Raw genomic sequence first — 20,147 nt, 5'->3', positions numbered from 1 at the left:
CTTATTTGACCGACAACACATAACTCATGAAGTCGCCTTTTTCCTGCGTGGTGCAGGCCCGGCCCAGGGCGTCATTGCAATTGCGTTTGAACCACTTCTCGACCTTGGCCGCGTCGGTGAAACGCTGCGGGTTCACGCTGGGTGCCATTGGCTCGATGACTTTGTTGGACTTGGCGTGTTGGCCAGCTTTTTTGGGGGAATCGGAGTGGCAGGACGAACACGACAACTGGTTCGGCCCCTGGGTGCTGTAGAGCTTTTGCCCGGCAGCGGCGCTGAAGTCCTTGAACGCGGGGTTCTCGGCCTTGGCCTGGGCTTTGTAGCTGTCCAGGATCGGGTTGGCGTTGGCCAGCAGCGGCAGGGCAACTGCCAGGCTGGTGAAAACGGTGCGGAAGTGGTGTTGGAATTTCATGCTTGACCCTCAGTGATGAACTGGGGACAAGCTTAAAAAGGGCGTCTTAAGAAAGTCTTATCGGTGTTGCCGTTGATCCCCCCTATCCCCCCGCCCTTTCCACCCCCGCCGGGGCGGAAAGGGCGCCTAACCGCCGTATTTGGCCGTGTGTTCAAAAGGAGGACGTACCAAGCGATGGGCCGGTGGGGGAAGGGGGCTCCTCAATTCAGCAATGCACGCAAGGAATGCCAAAAATCATAGCTGCATGCCCTTTAAATATAAGGGCTAGCGGTCAACTTCTTATAAATAACAGGTTGATCACTGGCTCGTGAACTTGTACGCTCTTGCGCAAGGTATTGCCAAATGGGGTGATGCGCCAAAAGGGGATGCAATCCAGGAAATCTGTTTCCTTTGGCAAAACAACTGTGCAAGACAGGACGTGTGCCAATTTTGCGAATCCCGATTAAAAATGCCAGCTGTTGGCGGGTGTTCCGATTCAAATACGCTTGTAGTCACAAAAAGCCCATTTCAACATCCGCGGAAGAGCTGTTGCGATCATTGAAATCGGTGTAACTCCAACCTGGACCAGACCGTGAACAATTACCCTCCTCAATACAAGCCGCTTCGAAACCTCCTGCGCCAGTACAACCTACAGGACTCAATCGAGGACATATGGTGGTACTTCCAAGCGGTAGACCTCCCCTCCTCTAATGAGAAAGTATGGACCGGCCAAGGCTTTACCTGGCTCAAGGAAGTCCTTTACAAGTGGGAGATAGCCATACTGGCGCGCGAAATCGTTTTGAACGCGACACAAGATGGAAAGCTTCGTCTTCGTCCCTGGCCTAGCATGGTAGCCGTGCTCAATATGCTGCGCCGAGTCAGTAACGACATGGCAGGCGAACACATGACGCCAGACCGCGCGTACAACAGCTTGACCCCCACGGGCCAGCTTCAGTTTCCGTGGCAGCGCCCGCGTCAGTTCAATGCGCTCATGCGCTACTTCAAAGTGTTTTCAGAACCCGACGTGGAGCGCCTTCTTGTGCACAAAACTGGTGTCAGCACGAAGGAATGGTTTTTCATAGGCTTTGCCGCTGCAGGCCTTCTACAACGCGAATGCGGGATATCCGCTCACCAGGATTACCGCCCCTTTGGTATCGAGCTGGAGCGATCCAAAACGGTGTTTGGCAAACTGTCGCAACCCTTCAAGGAACTCCGAGCAGAAGTCAATAAGGAATCCAGGTACGACGACACCTGGATGTACACCTGGAACCCGCTCGAAGCCAAACCACTCGTTGGACTGGATCCAACGCATCCTGAGCGTCTCCATTGCCCTATTCCCTACTACGTCTTGAAGCGAGTAAGCCAAGGCCTCTACTACGAAATCGATAAAGCTGCGGGCTTCAACAACCCGTTTGGCGCTTCGTTTCAAGCCTACTTGGGTGAGGTGCTGGGCGAAACATTCCCAAGCCCTCAATTCACGATTTACGAGGAGCATGAGTACAAGGTAGGGCGCCATCGAAAAGACGGCGTAGACTGGATATTGACCGACGACCTAGCGAACTTGTTTATCGAATGCAAGGCCAAGCGCATGACCGTGGATGCCAAATCAGCGGTTGACCCAGCAATCATTGGTCAGCAAGTGGACTACCTGGCGAAAGCTGTCATACAGATCTACAAGAACATAGCTGACGCACTGGCGGGCCACACGCACTGGCCGCGAAACGACCGGCCAATTTTTCCGCTCGTCGTGACGCTCGAAGACTGGTACTTGCTTGGTACGTCAGCAGACCTTTTGGCAGAGGGTGTGCGAACGAAAATGGTAGAGAAGAACCTTGACCTCACATGGCTTGACACCATGCCCTACACAGTGGCCTCATGCGAAGACTTCGAAGAAGTGAGCCCAACGATTGCAGAGGTAGGAATTCATGCGTTCTTCAGCTTGAAGCACTCGAACAACCAGCAGCGATGGATGATCCAGCACTTTGCCAAAGAACACTTCAACGAGGTGTACCGAAGAACGGTCCACCGAGACCTCTTCAGAGAAGAGTGGGACCGAATCCTTCCTGAAAATGTTCTGCCCTTCAGGGCTAAAGTTACAGAATCAACGGCGTCCTAATCAGGTGCCTAGCGGCGGCTCCAGTCGGCGCGTCGCAACACGATTTTTATTGTTTTCAGGTCGCCCACCTTGCCCGGTGCCCAGGCCAACCACCAGCTGTTGCTGCTGCTGGTTGCGTTGCCGGGTACTGAAAAATGCAGCACATTTTGGCCAATAGCCCCCGCCAATACAGGCAAGGTGGCTATGGATAGTGCAGCAAGCGGCAGTAGGCGTGCCGCCCCATGCCGGGTTTATTTTCCGAACAACTGGGTCACGTGCTGCCACAAACGCAGCAGCAGGCCCGCGCGTTCCACATCGGCCAGCGCGGTGAGCGGGGCTTCGCCGATCGGTTTGCCGTTGGCGGTGGCGACCACCTTGCCGATCACAGCGCCTTTGGTCAGGGGTGCTTCCAGGTCCGACTTGAGTTCCACCGAGGTCTGCACCTGCTGGCCGCGGGGCACGGTCAACATCCACGGTGTGGCCAGGCCTGCGTCGACCGTGTCTGCCTTGCCGAAGCTGAGTTTGGCCTTGGTGACCACGGTGTTGGGTTGAATCGGGGTGGCCTTCTCAAAGGTGCTGTAGCCCCAACCCAGCAGTGTTCGCGTCTGATCAGCACGCGCCTGGGCGCTGTGGGTGTTGAGGATGACCGTGATCAGGCGCATGTTGTTGCGCTTGGACGATGTGACCAGGCAGTAGCCGGCGGCGTCCGTGTGGCCCGTTTTCAGCCCGTCCACCGACGGGTCGGTGTAGAGCAGGGCGTTGCGGTTGCCTTGTTTGATGCCGTTGTACTTGAACTCGCGTTCCGCGTAGATCGGGTAGTAGTCCACGCTGTCGCGGATGATGGCGCGCGCCAGGATGGCCAGGTCACGCGCCGACGACTTGTGGTCCGGGTCGGGCAGGCCGGTGGGGTTCATGAAATGGGTGTGTGTCATGCCCAGGCGCTGGGCTTCGGCATTCATCAGCTTGGCAAAACCCTCTTCGGAGGCAGCCATGTGTTCGGCAATCGCTTTGGACGCGTCGTTGCCCGATTGGATGATGATGCCGCGCAGGATGTCGATCACCGTGGCCTGGCTGTTGAGTGGCAGGTACATACACGACTCGGTGCTGGAGCCTCGGCACCAGGCGTTCTCGCTGACCGAGACCAGGTCGGTTGGTTTGAGTTTGCCGGTGCGTAACGCCTGCTCGACGATGTAGCTGGTCATCATCTTGGTCAGCGAGGCGGGTGGCAGCGCTTCGTCTGCGTTGGCCGAGGCAAGTACCTCGCCGGAGTCGAAGTCCATCAATAACCAGGCTTTGGCAGGCAGTGCGGGCGGTGTACCTGCCAAGCTGTTGTCCGCCGCCAGCGGCGGCAGGGCGTTGGCGGCAGCGGCGACCTTCTTGGTGGCGGTGGCTTTGGTGGCGTGAGCTGCGGGTTTGGTCGCTTTGTGTGTAGCCGCGAAGCTGGCGGAGCCAGGAAACATGGAGCCAGCAGCGATGGCGAGGACGATAGGGAGAAGGGAAAAAGTCTTGTTTTTCATGGTGTTTTCAGGAGGAGCGACCATTGTCGCGGATCGATGTGAAGCGTTGAGGGGCCACAACGGCCCTCAGGAGGGAGGTTTTTTGGGGCTGATCACGGCAAAAAAGCAGGGAGAAGGCACCTGTGAGCGCTGCGCGTGGGGACGATGGCAGTGCTCAAGCAGGCAGTGTAAAAATTCGTAACATGGGTGTTGTCGTCAAGTGGGCGCCATCCACAGTCCGGCTGGCGTGTGTGCAGGGCGACTTCACAAGCCCACCATCGCGCCGCGCACATCGGCCACCGACAAAATCTCTGACAGCACCACCGGTGCTTTGCCGGGCTGGTACATCACATACACCGGCACGCCATTGCGCCCGAGGGTGGCCAGCGCGGTGGTGATCGCCGGGTCGCGGCGGGTCCAGTCGGCGCGTAACAGCACGACTTTTTTGGCTTCCAGATCCGCCAGCAGCTCGGTGTTGGCCAGGGTGGTTTTTTTGTTGTACTGGCAGGTCACACACCAGGCGGCGGTGAAGTCCACAAACACCGGGGAGCCGCTGGCCAGCAGTTCGTCCACCTTGCCTGGCGCCCAGACCTGCCACCGGCTGTTGGTGCTGGCGCTGATGCTGCTGTTGGGTTCTGCAAAATGCACGACATTTTTGCCAATAGCCCAGGTCAGTGTTAGCAGGATAGCTATGGATATGGCAGCAACCGGCAGGCGCGCAGCGCCGTGCAGTGTGAACGCCCAGACCACCAGCGCCAGGCCCACCAGCAGCGCCAGCAGGGCGCCCGCGCCGTCGATGCCAGTTTGTTGACCCAGCACCCACACCAACCAGACCACGGTGGCAAACATCGGGAAGGCCATGGCGCGGCGAAAGGTGTCCATCCAAGGGCCGGGGCGGGGTAACTTGCGCGCCAGCGCGGGTGACCAGCTGGCCGCCAGATACGGCAGCGCCATACCCACACCCAGCGCCGCAAACAGCAGCAGCGCCTGTAACGGCGGCAAAGCCAGCGCCAACCCGAGCGACGCCCCCATGAACGGCGCGGTGCAGGGGGAGGCAATGGCCACGGCCAGCACGCCCGAGAGGAAGGCGTTGACGGCTGGGTTGCTGGACTGCAGCGTGGCCACGCGGCTGGGCAGCAGCTGGCCAAACTCAAACAGCCCGGCCAGGTTCAACCCGATCAGCGTGAACAGTGCCGCCAGCGCTGCCACCACGGCGGGTGACTGCAGCTGAAAGCCCCAGCCGAGTTGTTCACCCGCGCTGCGCAGCACCAGCATCAGGGCACCCAGCGCCAGAAAGGACAACACCACACCCGCGCTGTAGGCCAGGCCGCTGATACGGTGGCCGCGCCGGTCGTCGGCGTGGCGGGTGAAGCCCACCACCTTGATCGCCAGCACCGGGAACACACAGGGCATCAGGTTCAGCAACAGGCCGCCCAGCAGCGCACCAACGAGTGCCAGCCAGAAGCTGGTTGACACGGTCGGTGCGCTGGGGATTTGACTCAGCGCCGGGTTGAGTTGGGGCTGCGCCACCTCAGCCTGGCCGGGTGGCGGGTTGGCTGGCCAACTGCCGGTGATGGGGGCGGTGGTGACGAAGCCATTGCGTTGCCCGGCCACCTCGGCCACCAGCACCAGTGGCAGCGCCGTGGGGCTGTCGCTGCGATGCGGAGAGATCGGCAGGCTGGCGGTCCAGGTCGCACCGGTCCAGGCTTGCGTCCAGGCGGCGCCAGCGTCCACCAGCTCGGTGACTTCGGGGAACAGTTCAAGTTTCTGGCCTTGCAGCGCGGCTGGCAGGCCGGTGACGGTCAGCTTGAGCTGCTGGCCATCGATGTTGATCTGGCTTTGGCCAGCCACTGGTTTGGGGCTGGCCTGGAAACTGGCCTCAAACACACCTGCGTTAAGCGCGGTGGAGCTTTTGGTGGGCAGGCGCAGCACAAACTCACCGTCCTGCGGCACACATTCGAGCTTGCACACCAGCCAACTGGCTTGTAATTTGACTTCCAGCTCGGAAGAGAGGGGTGATGGTTTGAAGTCGGGCGTGATAGTGAGCGGCACCGGCAGCAGCACCGTGCCGTTGAAGCCATAGGTGACGAGGTTGCCGGTTGGCAGGATCTTGGGTGTGGGCCAGGCAATGTCGCCCGCCAACACACCGGTGGGCAAGGTCCAGCTCAGACTGGTGGGCTGGCCCGAGTCGCCCGAGTTTTTCCAATAGGTGTGCCAGTGCGGCTGGTGGGCCAGTTGCAGGCCAACCCAGACGGTTTTGCCGGGGTCCACCCCATCGGGCGCGTAGGCCATCAGCTCGGCGCGCACCTGCTCGGTGGTGACCACGTTTGTGATGCTTTTTGGCGCCTGAGCCCAGGTGGATAAAGGGCTGATAGCTATGAATAAAACAGCAATCAGCCAGCGGGTCAGCATCTTTTGAAACGTCATAAGACTCTCAGAGTCAGGAGGTGGCGCAGAGTTCCGGGGAGCGTGTTGTTGGTGCCGGCTCAATACGGGTTCTCGAACCCCAGGCGCGCCATGATTTCGCTTTCGCGCAGCTCCATCACTTGGGCGTCCTCGTCCTCGTCGTGGTCCCAGCCCTGGGCGTGCAGGGTGCCGTGCACCAGCAGGTGGGCGTAGTGTTCTTCCAGGGTTTTGTTTTGCTCTTTGGCTTCTTTGGCCACCACCGGGGCGCACAACACCAGGTCGGCGGTGACGATGGGTTCCTGGGTGTAGTCAAAGGTCAGCACATTGGTGGCGTAGTCTTTTTGGCGGTAGTCGCGGTTCAGGGCCTGGCCTTCTTCCGCATCCACGATGCGCACGGTGATTTCGGCATCGTCCTGCAGCGCGTGGCGAATCCACTTGATGACCTTGTGGCGCGGCAGCGCGGCGCGGTGTAATTCGGCATCCGGCAGCTTGCCAAATTGCAGGGACAGGGTGAGTTGGTTCATGGTGCGGTCAGACGGATATGTATAAGAAATGGGCCTCTAGCCCTTGATTCATAAGGGCTAGTAGCTATCAATAAGTTGTGTTGCCTGTCACGGTGTCGCCTTGCGGCTGCGTACACGCGGCGGTGCCACCGGGGTGGGCATCGGGTCGGCGTCCAGGCGCGGGTGCGGGTTGAAGCGGCCGGGCGCGTCGTAGGCGTCCACAATGCGAGCCACCAGCGGGTGGCGCACCACGTCGGCGCTGGTCAGGCGGCACATGGCGATGCCGTCCACACTGCGCAAGACGCGTTCGGCGTCGATCAAGCCGCTGAGCTGGTCGGCGGGCAGGTCGATCTGGCTCACGTCGCCGGTGACCACCGCTTTGGAGCCAAAACCGATGCGGGTCAAAAACATCTTCATCTGCTCGGGCGTGGTGTTTTGCGCCTCGTCCAGGATCACAAACGCGGTGTTGAGCGTGCGCCCGCGCATGAAGGCCAGCGGCGCAATCTCAATCGTCTGGCGCTCAAAGGCCTTTTGCACCGCCTCAAAACCCATCAGGTCATAGAGCGCGTCGTACAGCGGGCGCAGATACGGGTCGATCTTTTGCGCCAGGTCACCGGGCAGGTAACCCAGGCGCTCACCCGCTTCGACCGCAGGGCGGGTCAGCACAATGCGTTGCACCGTGCTGCGTTGCAGGGCGTCCACCGCCATGGCCACGGCCAGGTAGGTTTTGCCGGTGCCGGCCGGGCCAATGCCAAAGGTGATGTCGCAGCTGGCGATGCAGTCCAGGTAGTGCGCCTGGTTCATCGAGCGCGGTTTCAGGTCGGCACGACGCGTTTTGAGCGAGGGGCCGTCGGCGCCATTCACGTCGCCGTCGCCCGAGAGCATCAGCTGCACCGTGCGTGGCTCAATCGGGCGCGCCGCCATCTCGTAGAGCGCCTGCAACATTTCCATCGCACGCTGGGCGTGGATCTTGAGGCCATCCACCTTGAACTGCTCGTGCCGGTGTGCGATCTTGACCTGCAGCGCGGTCTCGATGGTGCGCAAATGCGCGTCCATCGGGCCACACAGGTGGCTCAGGCGGGTGTTGTTGGGTGGCGAAAACAGGTGGCGAAGGATCACGTTGATAATTCTCTGAATAGGGGCGGCGGTTTCACCGCTCCGTGGGGTTGGGCCAACATGCCGTGGCTGGCGGCTGGGTTGTTGGGCCTGCCTGCGTGGGCCGATTTTCCGTCAGACCCAAAGACTTCTTGATTGAATAGGTAAAAAAGATGATAGGCAAGCTCACCGGTACGCTGGACAACAAAAACCCGCCCGAGGTCATCATCGACTGCCACGGCGTGGGCTACGAGGTGCTGGTGCCGATGAGCACCTTCTACAACCTGCCCGAGATTGGCGCCAAAGTCACGCTGCTGACGCACTTTGTGGTGCGTGAAGATGCACAAATTCTGTACGGTTTTGCCAATGCGGCTGAGCGTGAAGCGTTTCGCCAGCTGATCAAGATCAGTGGTGTCGGGCCGCGCACCGCACTCTCGGTGTTGTCGGGCATGAGTGTGACCGAACTCTCTCAGGCCATCACCCTGCAGGAAGCTGGGCGCCTGATCAAGGTACCCGGCATCGGCAAAAAAACCGCCGAGCGCCTGCTGCTTGAACTCAAGGGCAAACTCGGGCCAGATATGGGTGTGGTGGCCAGTGTGGCCAGCGACGCTCAGGCCGACATCCTGCAAGCCCTGCTGGCGCTGGGTTACAGCGACCGCGAAGCCGCCGCTGCCCTCAAAGCCCTGCCGCAGGACGTGGGTGTGAGCGACGGCATCAAGCAGGCGCTCAAAAGCCTGGCGAAGTAGCCAGTTTGAAAGGCCGGCTGGCCTAGTCCCTGAACTTGGTTTTTAACCACTTGAGCAGTTCACGCTGGTCTGCCGAAGTGGCACGGCGGACTTGAACCAGTAGCTTGTTCAGATCAGGCCGCTGCAGCGTGATGTTGGCGGCTCCTTCGTTGCACACCGAGCAAATGGCTTTGAGGTTGTTGGCGTCGTCTGAGCCACCCAGGCTTTTGTCCAGCACATGCCCAATGTGCAACCGGGTTTTTCGGCTGGGGTCATACGGGTGTGGCTCACCCGCCACGGCACCGCACATCTGGCAGGTGAACCCGTTGCGGTCCAGCACAAAAGCGCGTGTTTCCTTGGAAATGCCTCTGGCAAAAGCGGGTTGTGGTTTGGCCGTCTCAAGTAGGTATTGACCCGGTTTCAGTTCGGCGCGGTCATGGTTGGTTAGGATCAAATAGCCTTCTTCGGTGCGCAACTCACGGATGCGTCTGGCCCACTCGCTGATATTGCCTGCCACAGATCGAAGTTCATCGGCCTCAATCACTCGCCCCAGGTTCGCCAAAAAATGGGCGCGTAACTTGGCGCGTGCGCCTTTGGATGGGGGAGTGATGGCAGCGTCAGTTTTTGGCATCACGCGGCCTTTCTGAAAAGGCGTACAGCGGCTGCCTTCTGGATGGCCAAGGCAATTCCGGCACTGACGGCATGCGCCACAGGTGGCGGAAACGCGTTGCCGACCTGCCGGTAGCTGGGTGTTTTTTTGCCAACAAAGTGCCAGTCGTCTGGAAAACCTTGGATGCGTGCACACATGCGAACGGTCAAGCGGGGTTGGCCGACAAAATCAGCAGAGGGTGCCTCATCAGCCAAGCCGCGTCCGTCCACACTCAGTGCAGACCAGGCTTGGCGTGATCGGGTGGGGCCAAGATCTGGACCGCCGTGTTTTTTGCTGCCACCCACCAAGGTGGGTGCAATGTCGTTGGCCAGGTCGCGCCAGGCATCCGCGCCTTGCCAGCCATTGGCGCGCATCAGATCATGCAGAAGTTGCCCGACCGTGGGTGGCAGCTTCATGCTGGGCACAGGCCAATGGAAGTGCTCGGCGACGTCTTGCCGCAACGCGACAAACACCACGCGTGGGCGCAACTGGCTGACGCCAAAATCGGCGGCGTTGAAGAGATGCCAATCTGTCCAGTAACCCATGGCCTGCAGCTGTTTGGCAATTTTTTGCCGGTAATCGACAAAAACCGCGTCCAGCAAGCCACGCACGTTCTCCAACATGACCGCTTGAGGCCGTGTTTCGTCCACCACCCGAATGGCTTGGGGGAACAGGTCACGCGCATCTTCAGAACCAAGCTGCTTGCCTGCCTTGGAGAACGGCGGGCATGGCACCCCGCCTGCAACCAGGTCCACGCCCCGAAAAGGGCTGGCGTCAAACAGTGACAAGTCCCCCTCGATCACATTCCATTGGGGGCGATTGAAGCGCAGGGTGTTGCATGCAGCTGCGTCGATCTCGACCAGTGCCTCGTGCTGGAAGCCGGAGCGTTCAAGCCCTTGGGCTTGCCCACCGGCACCGGCACAGAGTTCGAGAGAGTTCATCAAATATCCTAAAGCTGTATGAATTTACAGCTCAATTATCCATCTAGTTGCAGCTGGCTGCAATTGTGAGGGGGGCTTGCCTGTTATCTGGCGCCAATCGTAACGCGGGCTTGAGGCCATGCCGACACGTTTGAAAACGCAGGCAGTATGGGCTCTGCGTTTGGTGAGGTCCGGGGTTGGTGCTACTGCGCGCTGCGCACCGGCCGGTTGTTGAGCGGCTGCACCGGGCGGGCGTTGTTGGGGTAGAGCTGCTGGAACAGGCGCAGCTGCGCCTGACTGATCTGGGTGGGTTGTTTGAGCACCATCCACAACACGCCTTCGGTACACGGTGGGGTGGTCAGTGAGCCCATGAACTGGTAATAGCGCTGGTCTTTGGGCAGTAGCTCACTCAGGTCAATCAGCCCGGCGGGGGTGCGCACCGCATCGTTCACATCCAGCGGCATGTAGGTCCAGACCTTGTCGATCAGGGCATTGGCCTCACCCGGCTCCAGCAGCACTGCCACCACCGCCAGCTGACCCTCGGCATTGCGGTGCACCAAGTGCACCACCATGGCGAAGTTGCGGTAATTGACCTGTTCTTCAGACGGCGTGTGGAAGTGGAACTGCAGCAGCGTGTAGGTGCTGCCGCGCACCGTCAGGGTGTTGTTGCCCTGCAAATTGACTTGAATGGTGTGGCCGTTGTTGACCACCACCGCGTTGGAGGATTGGTAGTTGAACTGCAGCGCTTCGGCCGGCCCTTGCAGGGTGCTGGTGTCATCAATGTTGATCGGTGACTGGCGCTGGCCCGCCGCGCAGGTGCTGAACTCTGGCTGCAGCTTGCTCCAGGCCTGTGGCCCGGTGGCGCCCGAATAACTCCAGTGCACATCGCCGTGGCTGCTGTCGCCTTTGGCGTGCGCAGCCGCTGGCGCTGTGTGGCCGGTCAGCGCGGCGGCCTTGGCCCGGATGTACTCGCGGCTGTCGCGCGGGTTGAGCACCGGGCCTTGGGTCACCGCCTTGGGTCGCCCCACCACAGCGGGCGGGCGCACCAAGGCAGCCGGTGCGGCGGGCTCTGGCATGATAATTTCTTCGGCCTTGGCGCGGCTGCTGGCGCTGGCGGGTGTGGACCGGGCGGGGCTACTGGCTTTGGGCGCCGGTTCTGGTTTGTCCGAGATCACCAGGGTGAGTTTTTTGCGGTCAATTAATTTGTCGCGCAGGGCTTTTTTGATGTCCTGTCCCAGGTCGATGGGCTCGGCATTGGTGGCTGTTTCGGTCGGTGCCGACACCTTTGGGGCTGGGGTTTTGGCTGCGGTGGCCGGTTTGGTGGCAGGGGCAGCGGTATCGGCCGCGTGGCTGGCCGACCAACCACCCGCACACATCAAGCCACCCAGCATCAGCGCCCAGGCCAGGCGCGACCAGCGGGCGGGAAACCGGCCAGCGGCCAACACCATGGTGTGTTGTCTGGGCTGCTGCGGGGTGGGGGGTGTAGTCATATCAAATCCTGCGCTGATCAACGGCCTGTAAAAAGAGCCATGGTTTGTTATCGGCAAAACTGGCCGAGGTATTGAGCGCTATAGTGCCTGCTTTGCCCTGAAACCGAGCCCGCAGTGAGTATCCAAACCGACGATTTTGCCCCGGCGCCCGCCAAACGGGTGGTGTCTAACGCGCCCGCCTCGCCCAATGAGGAGGCGATTGAGCGCGCCCTGCGCCCCAAGCTGCTGGACGACTATGTGGGCCAGGTCAAGGCGCGTGAGCAGTTGGAGATTTTTATCAGCGCCGCCAAAAAACGCGACGAGGCGCTGGACCATGTGCTGCTGTTTGGCCCGCCCGGCCTGGGCAAAACCACGCTGAGCCACATCATTGCCGCCGAACTGGGCGTCAATTTGCGCCAGACCAGCGGCCCGGTGCTTGAAAAACCCAAAGACTTGGCGGCGCTGCTGACCAATCTGGAAAAAAACGATGTGCTCTTCATCGACGAGATCCACCGCCTAAGCCCGGTGGTCGAGGAAATCCTCTACCCCGCGCTGGAGGACTACAAGATCGACATCATGATTGGTGAAGGCCCGGCGGCGCGCAGCATCAAGCTCGATTTGCAACCCTTCACCCTGGTCGGCGCCACCACGCGCGCGGGCATGTTGACCAACCCGCTGCGGGATCGTTTTGGCATCGTGGCGCGGCTGGAGTTCTACACACCCGAGGAGCTGGCGCGTATCGTCAAACGCAGCGCTGGTCTGCTCAATGTGCCGACCAACCCTGAGGGTGGTTTTGAGATTGCCCGCCGCAGTCGCGGCACGCCGCGCATCGCCAACCGGCTGTTGCGCCGGGTGCGCGACTATGCCGACGTCAAAGGCATCGGTGAAATCACGCTGGACATCGCCAACCGCGCGCTGGCCATGTTGGACGTCGACCCGCAAGGTTTTGACTTGATGGACCGCAAGCTGTTGGAGGCCGTGATCCACCGCTTTGACGGCGGCCCGGTAGGCCTGGACAACATCGCCGCCAGCATCGGTGAAGAGCGCGAAACAATTGAAGACGTGATCGAACCCTACCTGATCCAGCAAGGTTACTTGCAACGCACCCCGCGCGGCCGTATCGCCACCCTGGCCGCCTACCGGCATCTGGGTGTGACCCCGCCCGCCAACCAGGCCGGTGGGGTGGATATGTTCAGTGTGTGAGTGGGGCTGAGTCGCCCACTGGTTATATGAGTAATTGGACTCTAGCCCTTTGTTAATAAGGGCTGATAGCTATTGCTTAGATAGTGAATTGGTGTTTGACGGTGGTGGCAACCGCCCTGGATGTCGACGGTCGTTTGCACTTTGTGACGGTCTGGTTAGCCACTTTTACGTCAAACAGTACACTGGGTTCTGCCACGGATTCTCTGGAAGAATTCCCCCCACTGGCAAGGGGGCAGGGATTCAGGACCCTTTGGGTCAACATCGTCGGATAAAGGTTAACCACACATGACCGAAACAGCCGCAACACTTGAACCCACGCGCCCCGTTATCCTTTGCGTGGATGACGAACCCAGCATTTTGTCGGCCCTGCGACGCCTGTTCAGAACCCACGGATTTCAGGTGTTGGCGGCAGAAAGCGGCCAGGCTGGCCTGGATATTCTGGCCTTGGAGTCGGTGGATCTGGTGATCTCCGATATGCGTATGCCGCAAATGGACGGCGTCGTGTTTCTGGAACACGTGCGTGCGCGCAAACCAGACGTTCCGCGTTTGCTGCTGACCGGTTATGCAGATGTGGCGTCCATCGTCGGCGCCATCAACCGGGGTGAGATCTACCGATATATTGCCAAACCATGGGATGACAACGACATTGTTTTGACGGTACGCGATGCGCTGGAACGCAGCGCGCTGGTGAAAGAGAAAAAGCGCCTGGAAGCGCTGGTGCTGGCCAAAAACGCTGAGCTCACCACCATCAACGCCAGCCTGGAACTGCGGGTGGAGGCGCGTACGGCCGAACTCAAGCAGTCCAATCTGGCGCTCAATACCGCCAACGACAAGCTCAAGAACAATTTCCTCACCTCGATCAAGATGTTCACCGCCTTGATTGAGTTGCGCGACAACAAACTCGCGGGCCACACCCGCCGTGTGGCGGATATTTCCCGAAAACTGGCCGTGGCCCTGGAACTGGACAACAAGCAGACCCAGGAGATCTTTGTTGCCGGGCTGCTGCATGCCATTGGCAAGGTGGGTTTTGACGACGAGCTGTTGCAGACCCCGGTGGCCAATATGACGCCGCGCCAGTTGGAGGTCTACCGCAAGCACCCGGCTCGCGCAGAGCAGTTGCTCATGCCGCTGGTGGAGCTCAAATCGCCCGTGGAGATCATTGGTGCGCAGCTGGAGCGGTTTGATGGCTCCGGCTATCCACAAGGAACACAAGGCCGGCAGATCGCCATGGGGGCTCGTATTCTGGCTGTCGCCAGTGCCTACGACAGTTGGTTGATTGGAGTGATGGAGCCACGTCAGTTCAGTCAGCAAGAAGCCAGGGCCGCGATTCATCAGCGCAGTGGTCGCCATTTCGACCCGAAAGTTGTTGAGGTGTTTCTGGACATCTATCGGGATTTTTCGCTTGATGCTTTGCCCAGCAACGTGGCCTGCACCAAATCCATGAAGTCACACGAACTGTTGCCGGGCATGGTGCTGTGTCGTGACCTCACCTCGCCAGCCGGTCTGCTGCTGTTGACGGCTGGCCATGTCTTGGATGAATCGGTGATTGAAAAAATCGTGAGTTTTGAGCGATCTTCGGCCGTCAAGCTGACGATCACGGTCTGTTTCGGGGAGGTTTGCCCCAGTGTTTGATTCACCCCCCGCTGTTCTGTGCACGGTTGCATAATTGATCGAGACGTGCCAGACCAGTGATCTTGGCCAAGCGGCCCACACAACGAGGAGAGAAAAACCTTGAGTGCCAATTCAGCCATCAAACGTGCACATTCGTGTGCCGCTGAACCACGTCAGGCGGTCAGAGAATTGCACGCTGGTCTGATGCAAGCGGACTTGGGGTTGGTCATTTTTTTCTGCTCCAGCACCTACGACCTCGATGCCTTGGCGGATGAGATGGGCAAGTTGTTTGCGGGTGTCCAGGTCATTGGCTGCACCACCGCGGGTGAAATTGGCCCGTCGGGATATTGCAGCAACAGCCTTGTTGGCATGAGTTTTTCATCTCGCGACTTCACCTCGGCTGTCGGTTGTATGCCGGACCTCAAGAACTTCGAATTTTCTGCGGGCCATGGTTTTACCCAAGGCCTTCTACGTCAGTTGGAAAACCAGACGGACGTGGTTTCGTCCACAAACACCTTTGCTTTTTTCCTGGTTGACGGACTGTCCATTCGTGAGGAACCGGTGGTCAGGACCTTTCAGAGCGCACTTGGTGACATCGCCCTGTGCGGTGGTTCGGCGGGCGACGACTTCAAGTTCGAACGCACCTGGGTTTACCACGACGGTGCTTTTCGTGCCGACAGCGCCGTGCTGGCGCTTGTTAACACAGCGGTGCCTTTCAAGATTTTCAAGACGCAACACTTCCTCTCTGGCAACGAGCGGCTGGTGGTCACGGAAGCTGACATCGCCCGGCGCATCGTCACCGAAATCAATGGACTGCCCGCGGCAGAGGAATACGCCCGCATCGTGGGCATCGACGTCAATGAACTGGGGCCGAAACACTATGCCACCTCACCGGTTGTGGTGGTCATTGATGGCACCGACTATGTGCGGTCCATCCAAAAGGTGGACGCGTCGGGTCCTTTGACGTTTTTCTGTGCCATCGACGAAGGTCTGGTTTTGCGCGTCGCCCACGGGGTGGATTTGCTGGCCAACTTGGCTCAGACTTTTGACCGTATCCGGGAGGAGGTCGGACCGATCACTTTGACGATTGGCTGCGACTGTATTCTGCGCAACATTGAAATGATCGAGAAGCATCAGAAGGAAGCTGCCGGGGTTATCCTGGAACACAACAACACGGTGGGGTTCTGCACCTATGGCGAGCAATTCGGCGGTGTCCATGTGAACCAGACCTTCACCGGCATTGCCATAGGCAGGTTGCGCGATGCCAATGACGATTGACGTTGAGCCGGTTGCCGAACAAGCGGAAACAGCTGCTTTGCAGAAGGAGGTCGTCCGCCTCAACAAGATGGTGACCGCCCTCATGAACCGCGCAGAGCGTGACATGAGTGCCAAAGGGTCGGAGTTCGGCCTGTTTCATACCACCGTCATCCTCGAAAAAAAGATTCGCGAGCGTACCCAGGAGTTGGAAGTGGCGCTGTTTGAAAACGAGCGAATCACCCGGGATCTGCAGCGTGAAAAAGAAGAGCAGCGCATCCTGATCAAACAACTTGCAGACGCCCATACCAAGGTGGTTCAGTCCGAGAAGCTGGCTTCGATTGGACAACTGGCCGCCGGTGTTGCCCACGAAATCAACAATCCGATTGGCTTTGTCAACTCCAATCTGGGAACACTCAATATCTATGTCAAGGATCTGCTGGGTATGCTGGATGCGATGACCCAATCGGTCGAGCCACTGCTGGCTGGCAATCCCTCCATCAAAAAACACATGGATGAAATCACCCAGGCCATTGACCTGAATTTTTTGCGACAAGACATTGGTGAGCTGATCTCGGAGTCGATTGAAGGAACGGCGCGTGTGCGGCGAATCGTTCAGGATCTGCGTGATTTTTCCCGCACCGGCAGCGACAGCTGGGAGTGGGCCGATCTTCACGCCGGGCTGGAAAGCACCCTCAATGTGGTGTGGAATGAAATCAAGTACAAGTCCGAGGTCATCCGCGAGTTGGGCACGCTGCCCAAGGTTGAATGCCATCCTTCCCAGATCAATCAGGTGTTCATGAATCTTCTGGTCAATGCGTCACAGGCGATGTCCGAGCATGGTCGCATCATTTTGCGAAGTGGCTGTTCCGAAGAGCAGGTGTGGGTTTCGGTGACAGACGATGGCAAAGGCATTCCCGAAGACATGTTGGCGCGTATCTTTGATCCCTTTTTTACAACCAAACCGGTTGGCCAGGGTACCGGCCTTGGCCTGTCTGTCTCTTACGGCATCATCGACAAACACGGTGGCCGCATCGATGTGAAAAGTCAGCTGGGTGTGGGAAGCACTTTCACCGTCTGGCTGCCGATCCACCAGACGCAGAAATAGTTGTCATATCAGCAGGCGCCTGACTGGCGCACGGGGTGATCGCCACAAATACGAACCACCCGGCCCGGCCGACAGCCCCCACCTGCCTCAATGCTGGTGCGCCGCGCCCATCGGCATCTCTGCTTTGCCCGCTGCTTCCGGCATCTTGGGGGCGTCAGCCGCCACCGGCTTGGCCAGCCAACGTGTGAACTTGGCCTGCACCGGGGCTTGCCCTGGCTCGGGCGCAATCGACACCACGGCTTGGGTGCCTGGTTTGGCCGGTTGCGCCAGGTTGCCGACCAGTGCGTTGTCTCCCTGGGGGCTCAGGGTTACCTTTGTGCGGGTTTTGCCGTTCAGAAAGCTGACTGAACCGCTGGCCTGGTTGGTGGGGATCTTCTGGCCCAGGTGGTCGGTCACAAAAACCTGAACCGGCACCCCCTGGCCCGCCACCGCAGCAGGCGCCACCACCAATTCAAAGTGGTAGATGCCTGCCATGCGCAATTGGCCGCCGTGGGCCGAGGGCATCGCATCCAGCGTGGCCTCGTCATGCGCCCAGGCGGGGCTGCCAAGTGTGCTGGCGGCCCATACCACGGCGACAAATGAGCGGGCAAATGTGGAAAACAGCATGGTCGCGTCCTTGTTGTCAAAAACAACTTTGAGTGTGGCCCGAGCAGACGAGTTCCCTGTCATCCACGGGTTGGTTCAAACCGTTTTGTCTGTTTGTGTTTTGATGTGAAATTGGCTTCTAGCCCTTTTTATAAAAGGACTGATAGCTTCTATTTGTATAGCGAATGACGGGTTCAGACAACGGGTTCACAACGAACCTCGGAGGTCACCGAGTTGGCGATGTAACAGGCCTCATGCGCCTCATGGTGCAAAGCCTCAATCTGTGCCCGGGTCGGCAGATGCGCCCCAGAAAAAACAACGGCCGGGCGCAAGGTCACCACGGTCATGGCCATCTTGCCCTGCGCGTTGTGTGCCAAAACACCCACCGCAGCATCCCGGTAGCTGTCTACACAAAACCGGTGTTTGGCCGCTATCGACAAAAACCACAACATGTGGCAGCTCGACAGTGAGGCAACAAAGGCCTCTTCGGGGTCAATGGCTGTGGCATCCGACATCGGCAGTGGCACCACGTGGGGCGACGAGGAGCCCGCCACTTCCACCCCACCATCAAAAAGCAGCAGGTGCCGCCGGCTGTAACGGTTGTCCAAAAAGTTCTGGTTATCGCGCTGCCAGACAATTTCAGCGAGGTACTGTGCCATGGAGGGTCCTCCAGATTAGGGGTCTTGAAAAAAACGCACCCGATTGCGCCCGGCCTCTTTGGCTTGGTACATCGCGACATCGGCCCATTTCAGCAGATCATCCTGACTGGTCTCATGGCCCAAGAACAAAGCGACACCCATGCTGGCGGAGCAGTGGTGTTGGATGGCCGTCTCAACACCTTGGCTGTTTTTGACCATCAAGTGGTAAGGCCCGGACAATGCCTCGCGTATTTTTTCAGCGATGGTCCGGGCTTGTGTGATGGAGTGGTCCCGGTCTGGCGCCAGTTCACTGATCATGATGACAAACTCATCACCGCCAAAACGGGCCACCGTGTCCATGTCGCGCACACAGTTTTTTAAGCGCTGGGTGGCTTCGACCAACAACAAGTCACCTGCCACATGGCCATTGGTGTCGTTGAGGGGTTTGAAATTGTCCAGGTCCAGGAACATCAGTGCACCATAGAGTCGGCTGCGGCTGCTTGCCGTCATGGCTTGTTGCAGACGGTCTTTCAGCAGTCTGCGATTGGGCAGGTGGGTCAAGCTGTCGTGGTAGGCCAGTTGTTGGATGATGTCATCTGTGCGTTTGCGTTCGGTGATGTCTTGCACCAAGCCTGCCAGACGCACCACGCGCCCGCTGTCGTCACGCTCTGGAAACCCCTTGATGAAGCAATGCCGTTGCTCGCCATTGGGCCGCACAGCCGTCAGTTCGAGTTCATAGGGGATGCCGTCTGAAACGGCTTGGCTGACCGCATCAAACAGCCTGTGTGTGGACTCGGGTGTGTACAACTCGGCCTGCCCCTCCAGGTTGGGAACCCCCTGGCCCGGGTCGCGACCAAAAATCAGAAACATCTCGGGCGACCAGGTGGCGATGTTGGACGCGACCTCCCATTCAAAACTGGCCAGATGCGCCATGCTTTCCGTGCGTTCCAGCATGATTTGTCTGTGTTGCAAGGTTCTGGCAACCTGTTTGCTCTGGGTGACGTCTCTGGCAATTTTGGAAGCGCCAATCACCAGACCAGCCTCATCCACAATGGGTGAGATGGACATGGACACATGGATCATCTGGCCATCTTTGCGGCGTCGCGTGGTTTCAAAGTGGTTGACCCTCTCTCCACGCGAGATCCGCGACACCAGCTCAAGTTCTTCATCAATTCGCTCAGCAGGAATCAGCATCTGGAGTGGCCTGCCGACAGCTTCACACGCGGTGTATCCGAAAATTTTCTCGGCACCCGCGTTCCAGCTTTGGATGGTGCCGTCCAAAGCGTTCCCAATGATTGCGTCTTCCGACGACTGGATGATGGCCGCACTGGTTTGCAACTGGGCGTTCGCCTGCTGCAAGCGCAGCCGGGCCAGCCCCATCTCTCCCATCACCTTGGCCAGACGGGTGAAAAAACCCATCATCGATTGGACTTGTTGTTCAGAGAAGATGGGTGCACGCGCCATGGCGCCGATGTAGGCGCTTTGGTCGAACCCGAATTCGTCCGCCTGGCGCATGAAGAAGGTTTTGCTGGGTGGCCCCAGAAAAAACTGTCCGGTAAAGAAGTTGGCCATGTGCTCGCCCGCAATGGTGATGGGCACCGCCACATCCACCATGCCGTTTTTGCATTGGTAGACGTTGTAGGCGTCGCCTTCTTTCAAATGCCGGGCAAGCTCGGTGTCGCTTTCCAGGCAACGCGCACACGTGGCCGAATGCACACGATGAAACTGGGTGCAGATGTCTTGCCAGCCTGTTGCCACCAGCACATTCCCTTCAAGATCGAGAACGGCGGTGACCGCGCCTGTGATCGCCGTGAAGCTCTCGCACAAGCCGCGCAGTTCACCGATATCAACCAACTCTGACAGATGCAAGGTGATTCCCCTTAGCGGCTCTGTACACCGCGATTGTGGTGCGGGTCCTTGGTCTTGGACGGGCACGGCCCGAATGTAAATGAAAACCCCATTGGGCCTGAGCAGCAGTTGACATGTCCCAAACGCTTGAGCA

17 protein-coding genes are annotated in these 20,147 nt (G+C 59.2%); 6 read left to right on the top strand and 11 right to left on the bottom strand.

The features are described from left to right. Position 1: 1 nt before the first annotated feature. Entirely contained in the window at positions 2-409 is a 408-nt protein-coding gene (locus FDG13_RS00475) for a DUF1924 domain-containing protein (protein WP_180124760.1), read from the bottom strand. Positions 410-980: 571 nt separating this feature from the next. On the opposite strand from FDG13_RS00475, the gene FDG13_RS00470 reads away from it, so the two are divergent. Beyond that, positions 981-2,504: a hypothetical protein gene (locus FDG13_RS00470; protein ID WP_180124759.1), complete on the top strand. Its 1,524-nt coding sequence runs from the start codon at positions 981-983 to the stop codon at positions 2,502-2,504. Between the two features lie 230 nt (positions 2,505-2,734). Here FDG13_RS00470 and FDG13_RS00465 read toward each other — a convergent pair whose 3' ends face one another. The 4 genes from FDG13_RS00465 to FDG13_RS00450 form a co-directional block, all read right to left on the bottom strand. Beyond that, positions 2,735-4,000 (bottom strand): D-alanyl-D-alanine carboxypeptidase family protein, encoded by a 1,266-nt coding sequence (locus FDG13_RS00465; protein WP_180124758.1) that lies wholly within the window; start codon positions 3,998-4,000, stop codon positions 2,735-2,737. A gap of 243 nt (positions 4,001-4,243) precedes the next feature. Beyond that, positions 4,244-6,406, bottom strand: coding sequence for a protein-disulfide reductase DsbD (locus FDG13_RS00460; protein WP_180124757.1), 2,163 nt, complete (start codon positions 6,404-6,406; stop codon positions 4,244-4,246). 59 nt (positions 6,407-6,465) lie between these two features. Continuing rightward, the gene (gene ybeY, locus FDG13_RS00455) at positions 6,466-6,909 is read right to left on the bottom strand and encodes an rRNA maturation RNase YbeY (protein WP_078365522.1); all 444 of its coding nucleotides are present in this window, start codon (positions 6,907-6,909) and stop codon (positions 6,466-6,468) included. A gap of 87 nt (positions 6,910-6,996) precedes the next feature. After that, positions 6,997-8,007, bottom strand: coding sequence for a PhoH family protein (locus FDG13_RS00450; RefSeq protein WP_180124756.1), 1,011 nt, complete (start codon positions 8,005-8,007; stop codon positions 6,997-6,999). A gap of 149 nt (positions 8,008-8,156) precedes the next feature. Here FDG13_RS00450 and ruvA point away from each other — a divergent pair, with 149 nt between their 5' ends. Then, positions 8,157-8,729 (top strand): Holliday junction branch migration protein RuvA, encoded by a 573-nt coding sequence (ruvA, locus tag FDG13_RS00445; protein WP_180124755.1) that lies wholly within the window; start codon positions 8,157-8,159, stop codon positions 8,727-8,729. A 22-nt stretch (positions 8,730-8,751) separates the two neighbouring features. On the opposite strand, the gene FDG13_RS00440 is transcribed toward ruvA, so the two are convergent. The 3 genes from FDG13_RS00440 to FDG13_RS00430 all read right to left on the bottom strand — a co-directional run bounded on the left by FDG13_RS00440 (position 8,752) and on the right by FDG13_RS00430 (position 11,767). Further along, positions 8,752-9,339, bottom strand: coding sequence for an HNH endonuclease (locus FDG13_RS00440; RefSeq protein WP_180124754.1), 588 nt, complete (start codon positions 9,337-9,339; stop codon positions 8,752-8,754). Then, complete coding sequence (locus FDG13_RS00435) at positions 9,339-10,298, bottom strand: DNA cytosine methyltransferase (protein WP_180124753.1); 960 nt, start codon at positions 10,296-10,298, stop codon at positions 9,339-9,341. Before FDG13_RS00435 ends, FDG13_RS00440 begins: the two co-directional genes overlap by 1 nt. Before the next feature lie 182 nt (positions 10,299-10,480). Continuing rightward, on the bottom strand, positions 10,481-11,767 hold the full coding sequence (locus tag FDG13_RS00430; protein WP_180124752.1) for a carbonic anhydrase: 1,287 nt from the start codon (positions 11,765-11,767) through the stop codon (positions 10,481-10,483). 114 nt (positions 11,768-11,881) lie between these two features. On the opposite strand from FDG13_RS00430, the gene ruvB reads away from it, so the two are divergent. From ruvB to FDG13_RS00410, 4 genes are all read left to right on the top strand, one after another. After that, positions 11,882-12,949 carry a Holliday junction branch migration DNA helicase RuvB gene (gene ruvB, locus FDG13_RS00425; RefSeq protein WP_180124751.1) on the top strand — a complete coding sequence of 356 codons (1,068 nt, stop codon included), beginning with the start codon at positions 11,882-11,884 and terminating at the stop codon, positions 12,947-12,949. Positions 12,950-13,234: 285 nt separating this feature from the next. Further along, on the top strand, positions 13,235-14,581 hold the full coding sequence (locus FDG13_RS00420; protein ID WP_180124750.1) for an HD domain-containing phosphohydrolase: 1,347 nt from the start codon (positions 13,235-13,237) through the stop codon (positions 14,579-14,581). 99 nt (positions 14,582-14,680) lie between these two features. Further along, a complete protein-coding gene (gene nosP, locus FDG13_RS00415) occupies positions 14,681-15,838 on the top strand; it encodes a nitric oxide-sensing protein NosP (protein ID WP_304621502.1) in 1,158 nt (385 codons plus the stop codon). Further along, on the top strand, positions 15,828-16,922 hold the full coding sequence (locus tag FDG13_RS00410; protein ID WP_255435008.1) for an ATP-binding protein: 1,095 nt from the start codon (positions 15,828-15,830) through the stop codon (positions 16,920-16,922). Before nosP ends, FDG13_RS00410 begins: the two co-directional genes overlap by 11 nt. Positions 16,923-17,009: 87 nt before the next feature. On the opposite strand, the gene FDG13_RS00405 is transcribed toward FDG13_RS00410, so the two are convergent. The 3 genes from FDG13_RS00405 to FDG13_RS00395 form a co-directional block, all read right to left on the bottom strand. Beyond that, positions 17,010-17,528 (bottom strand): hypothetical protein, encoded by a 519-nt coding sequence (locus FDG13_RS00405; RefSeq protein WP_180124748.1) that lies wholly within the window; start codon positions 17,526-17,528, stop codon positions 17,010-17,012. Between the two features lie 173 nt (positions 17,529-17,701). Continuing rightward, positions 17,702-18,166 (bottom strand): OsmC family protein, encoded by a 465-nt coding sequence (locus tag FDG13_RS00400; protein WP_180124747.1) that lies wholly within the window; start codon positions 18,164-18,166, stop codon positions 17,702-17,704. Between the two features lie 15 nt (positions 18,167-18,181). Next, positions 18,182-20,014 (bottom strand): PocR ligand-binding domain-containing protein, encoded by a 1,833-nt coding sequence (locus FDG13_RS00395; protein WP_180124746.1) that lies wholly within the window; start codon positions 20,012-20,014, stop codon positions 18,182-18,184. Positions 20,015-20,147: the final 133 nt, after the last annotated feature.

This window comes from Rhodoferax sp. BLA1 (genome assembly GCF_013416775.1).
GTDB lineage: Bacteria > Pseudomonadota > Gammaproteobacteria > Burkholderiales > Burkholderiaceae_C > Rhodoferax.
This window is presented reverse-complemented; position numbering and strand designations above follow the sequence as displayed.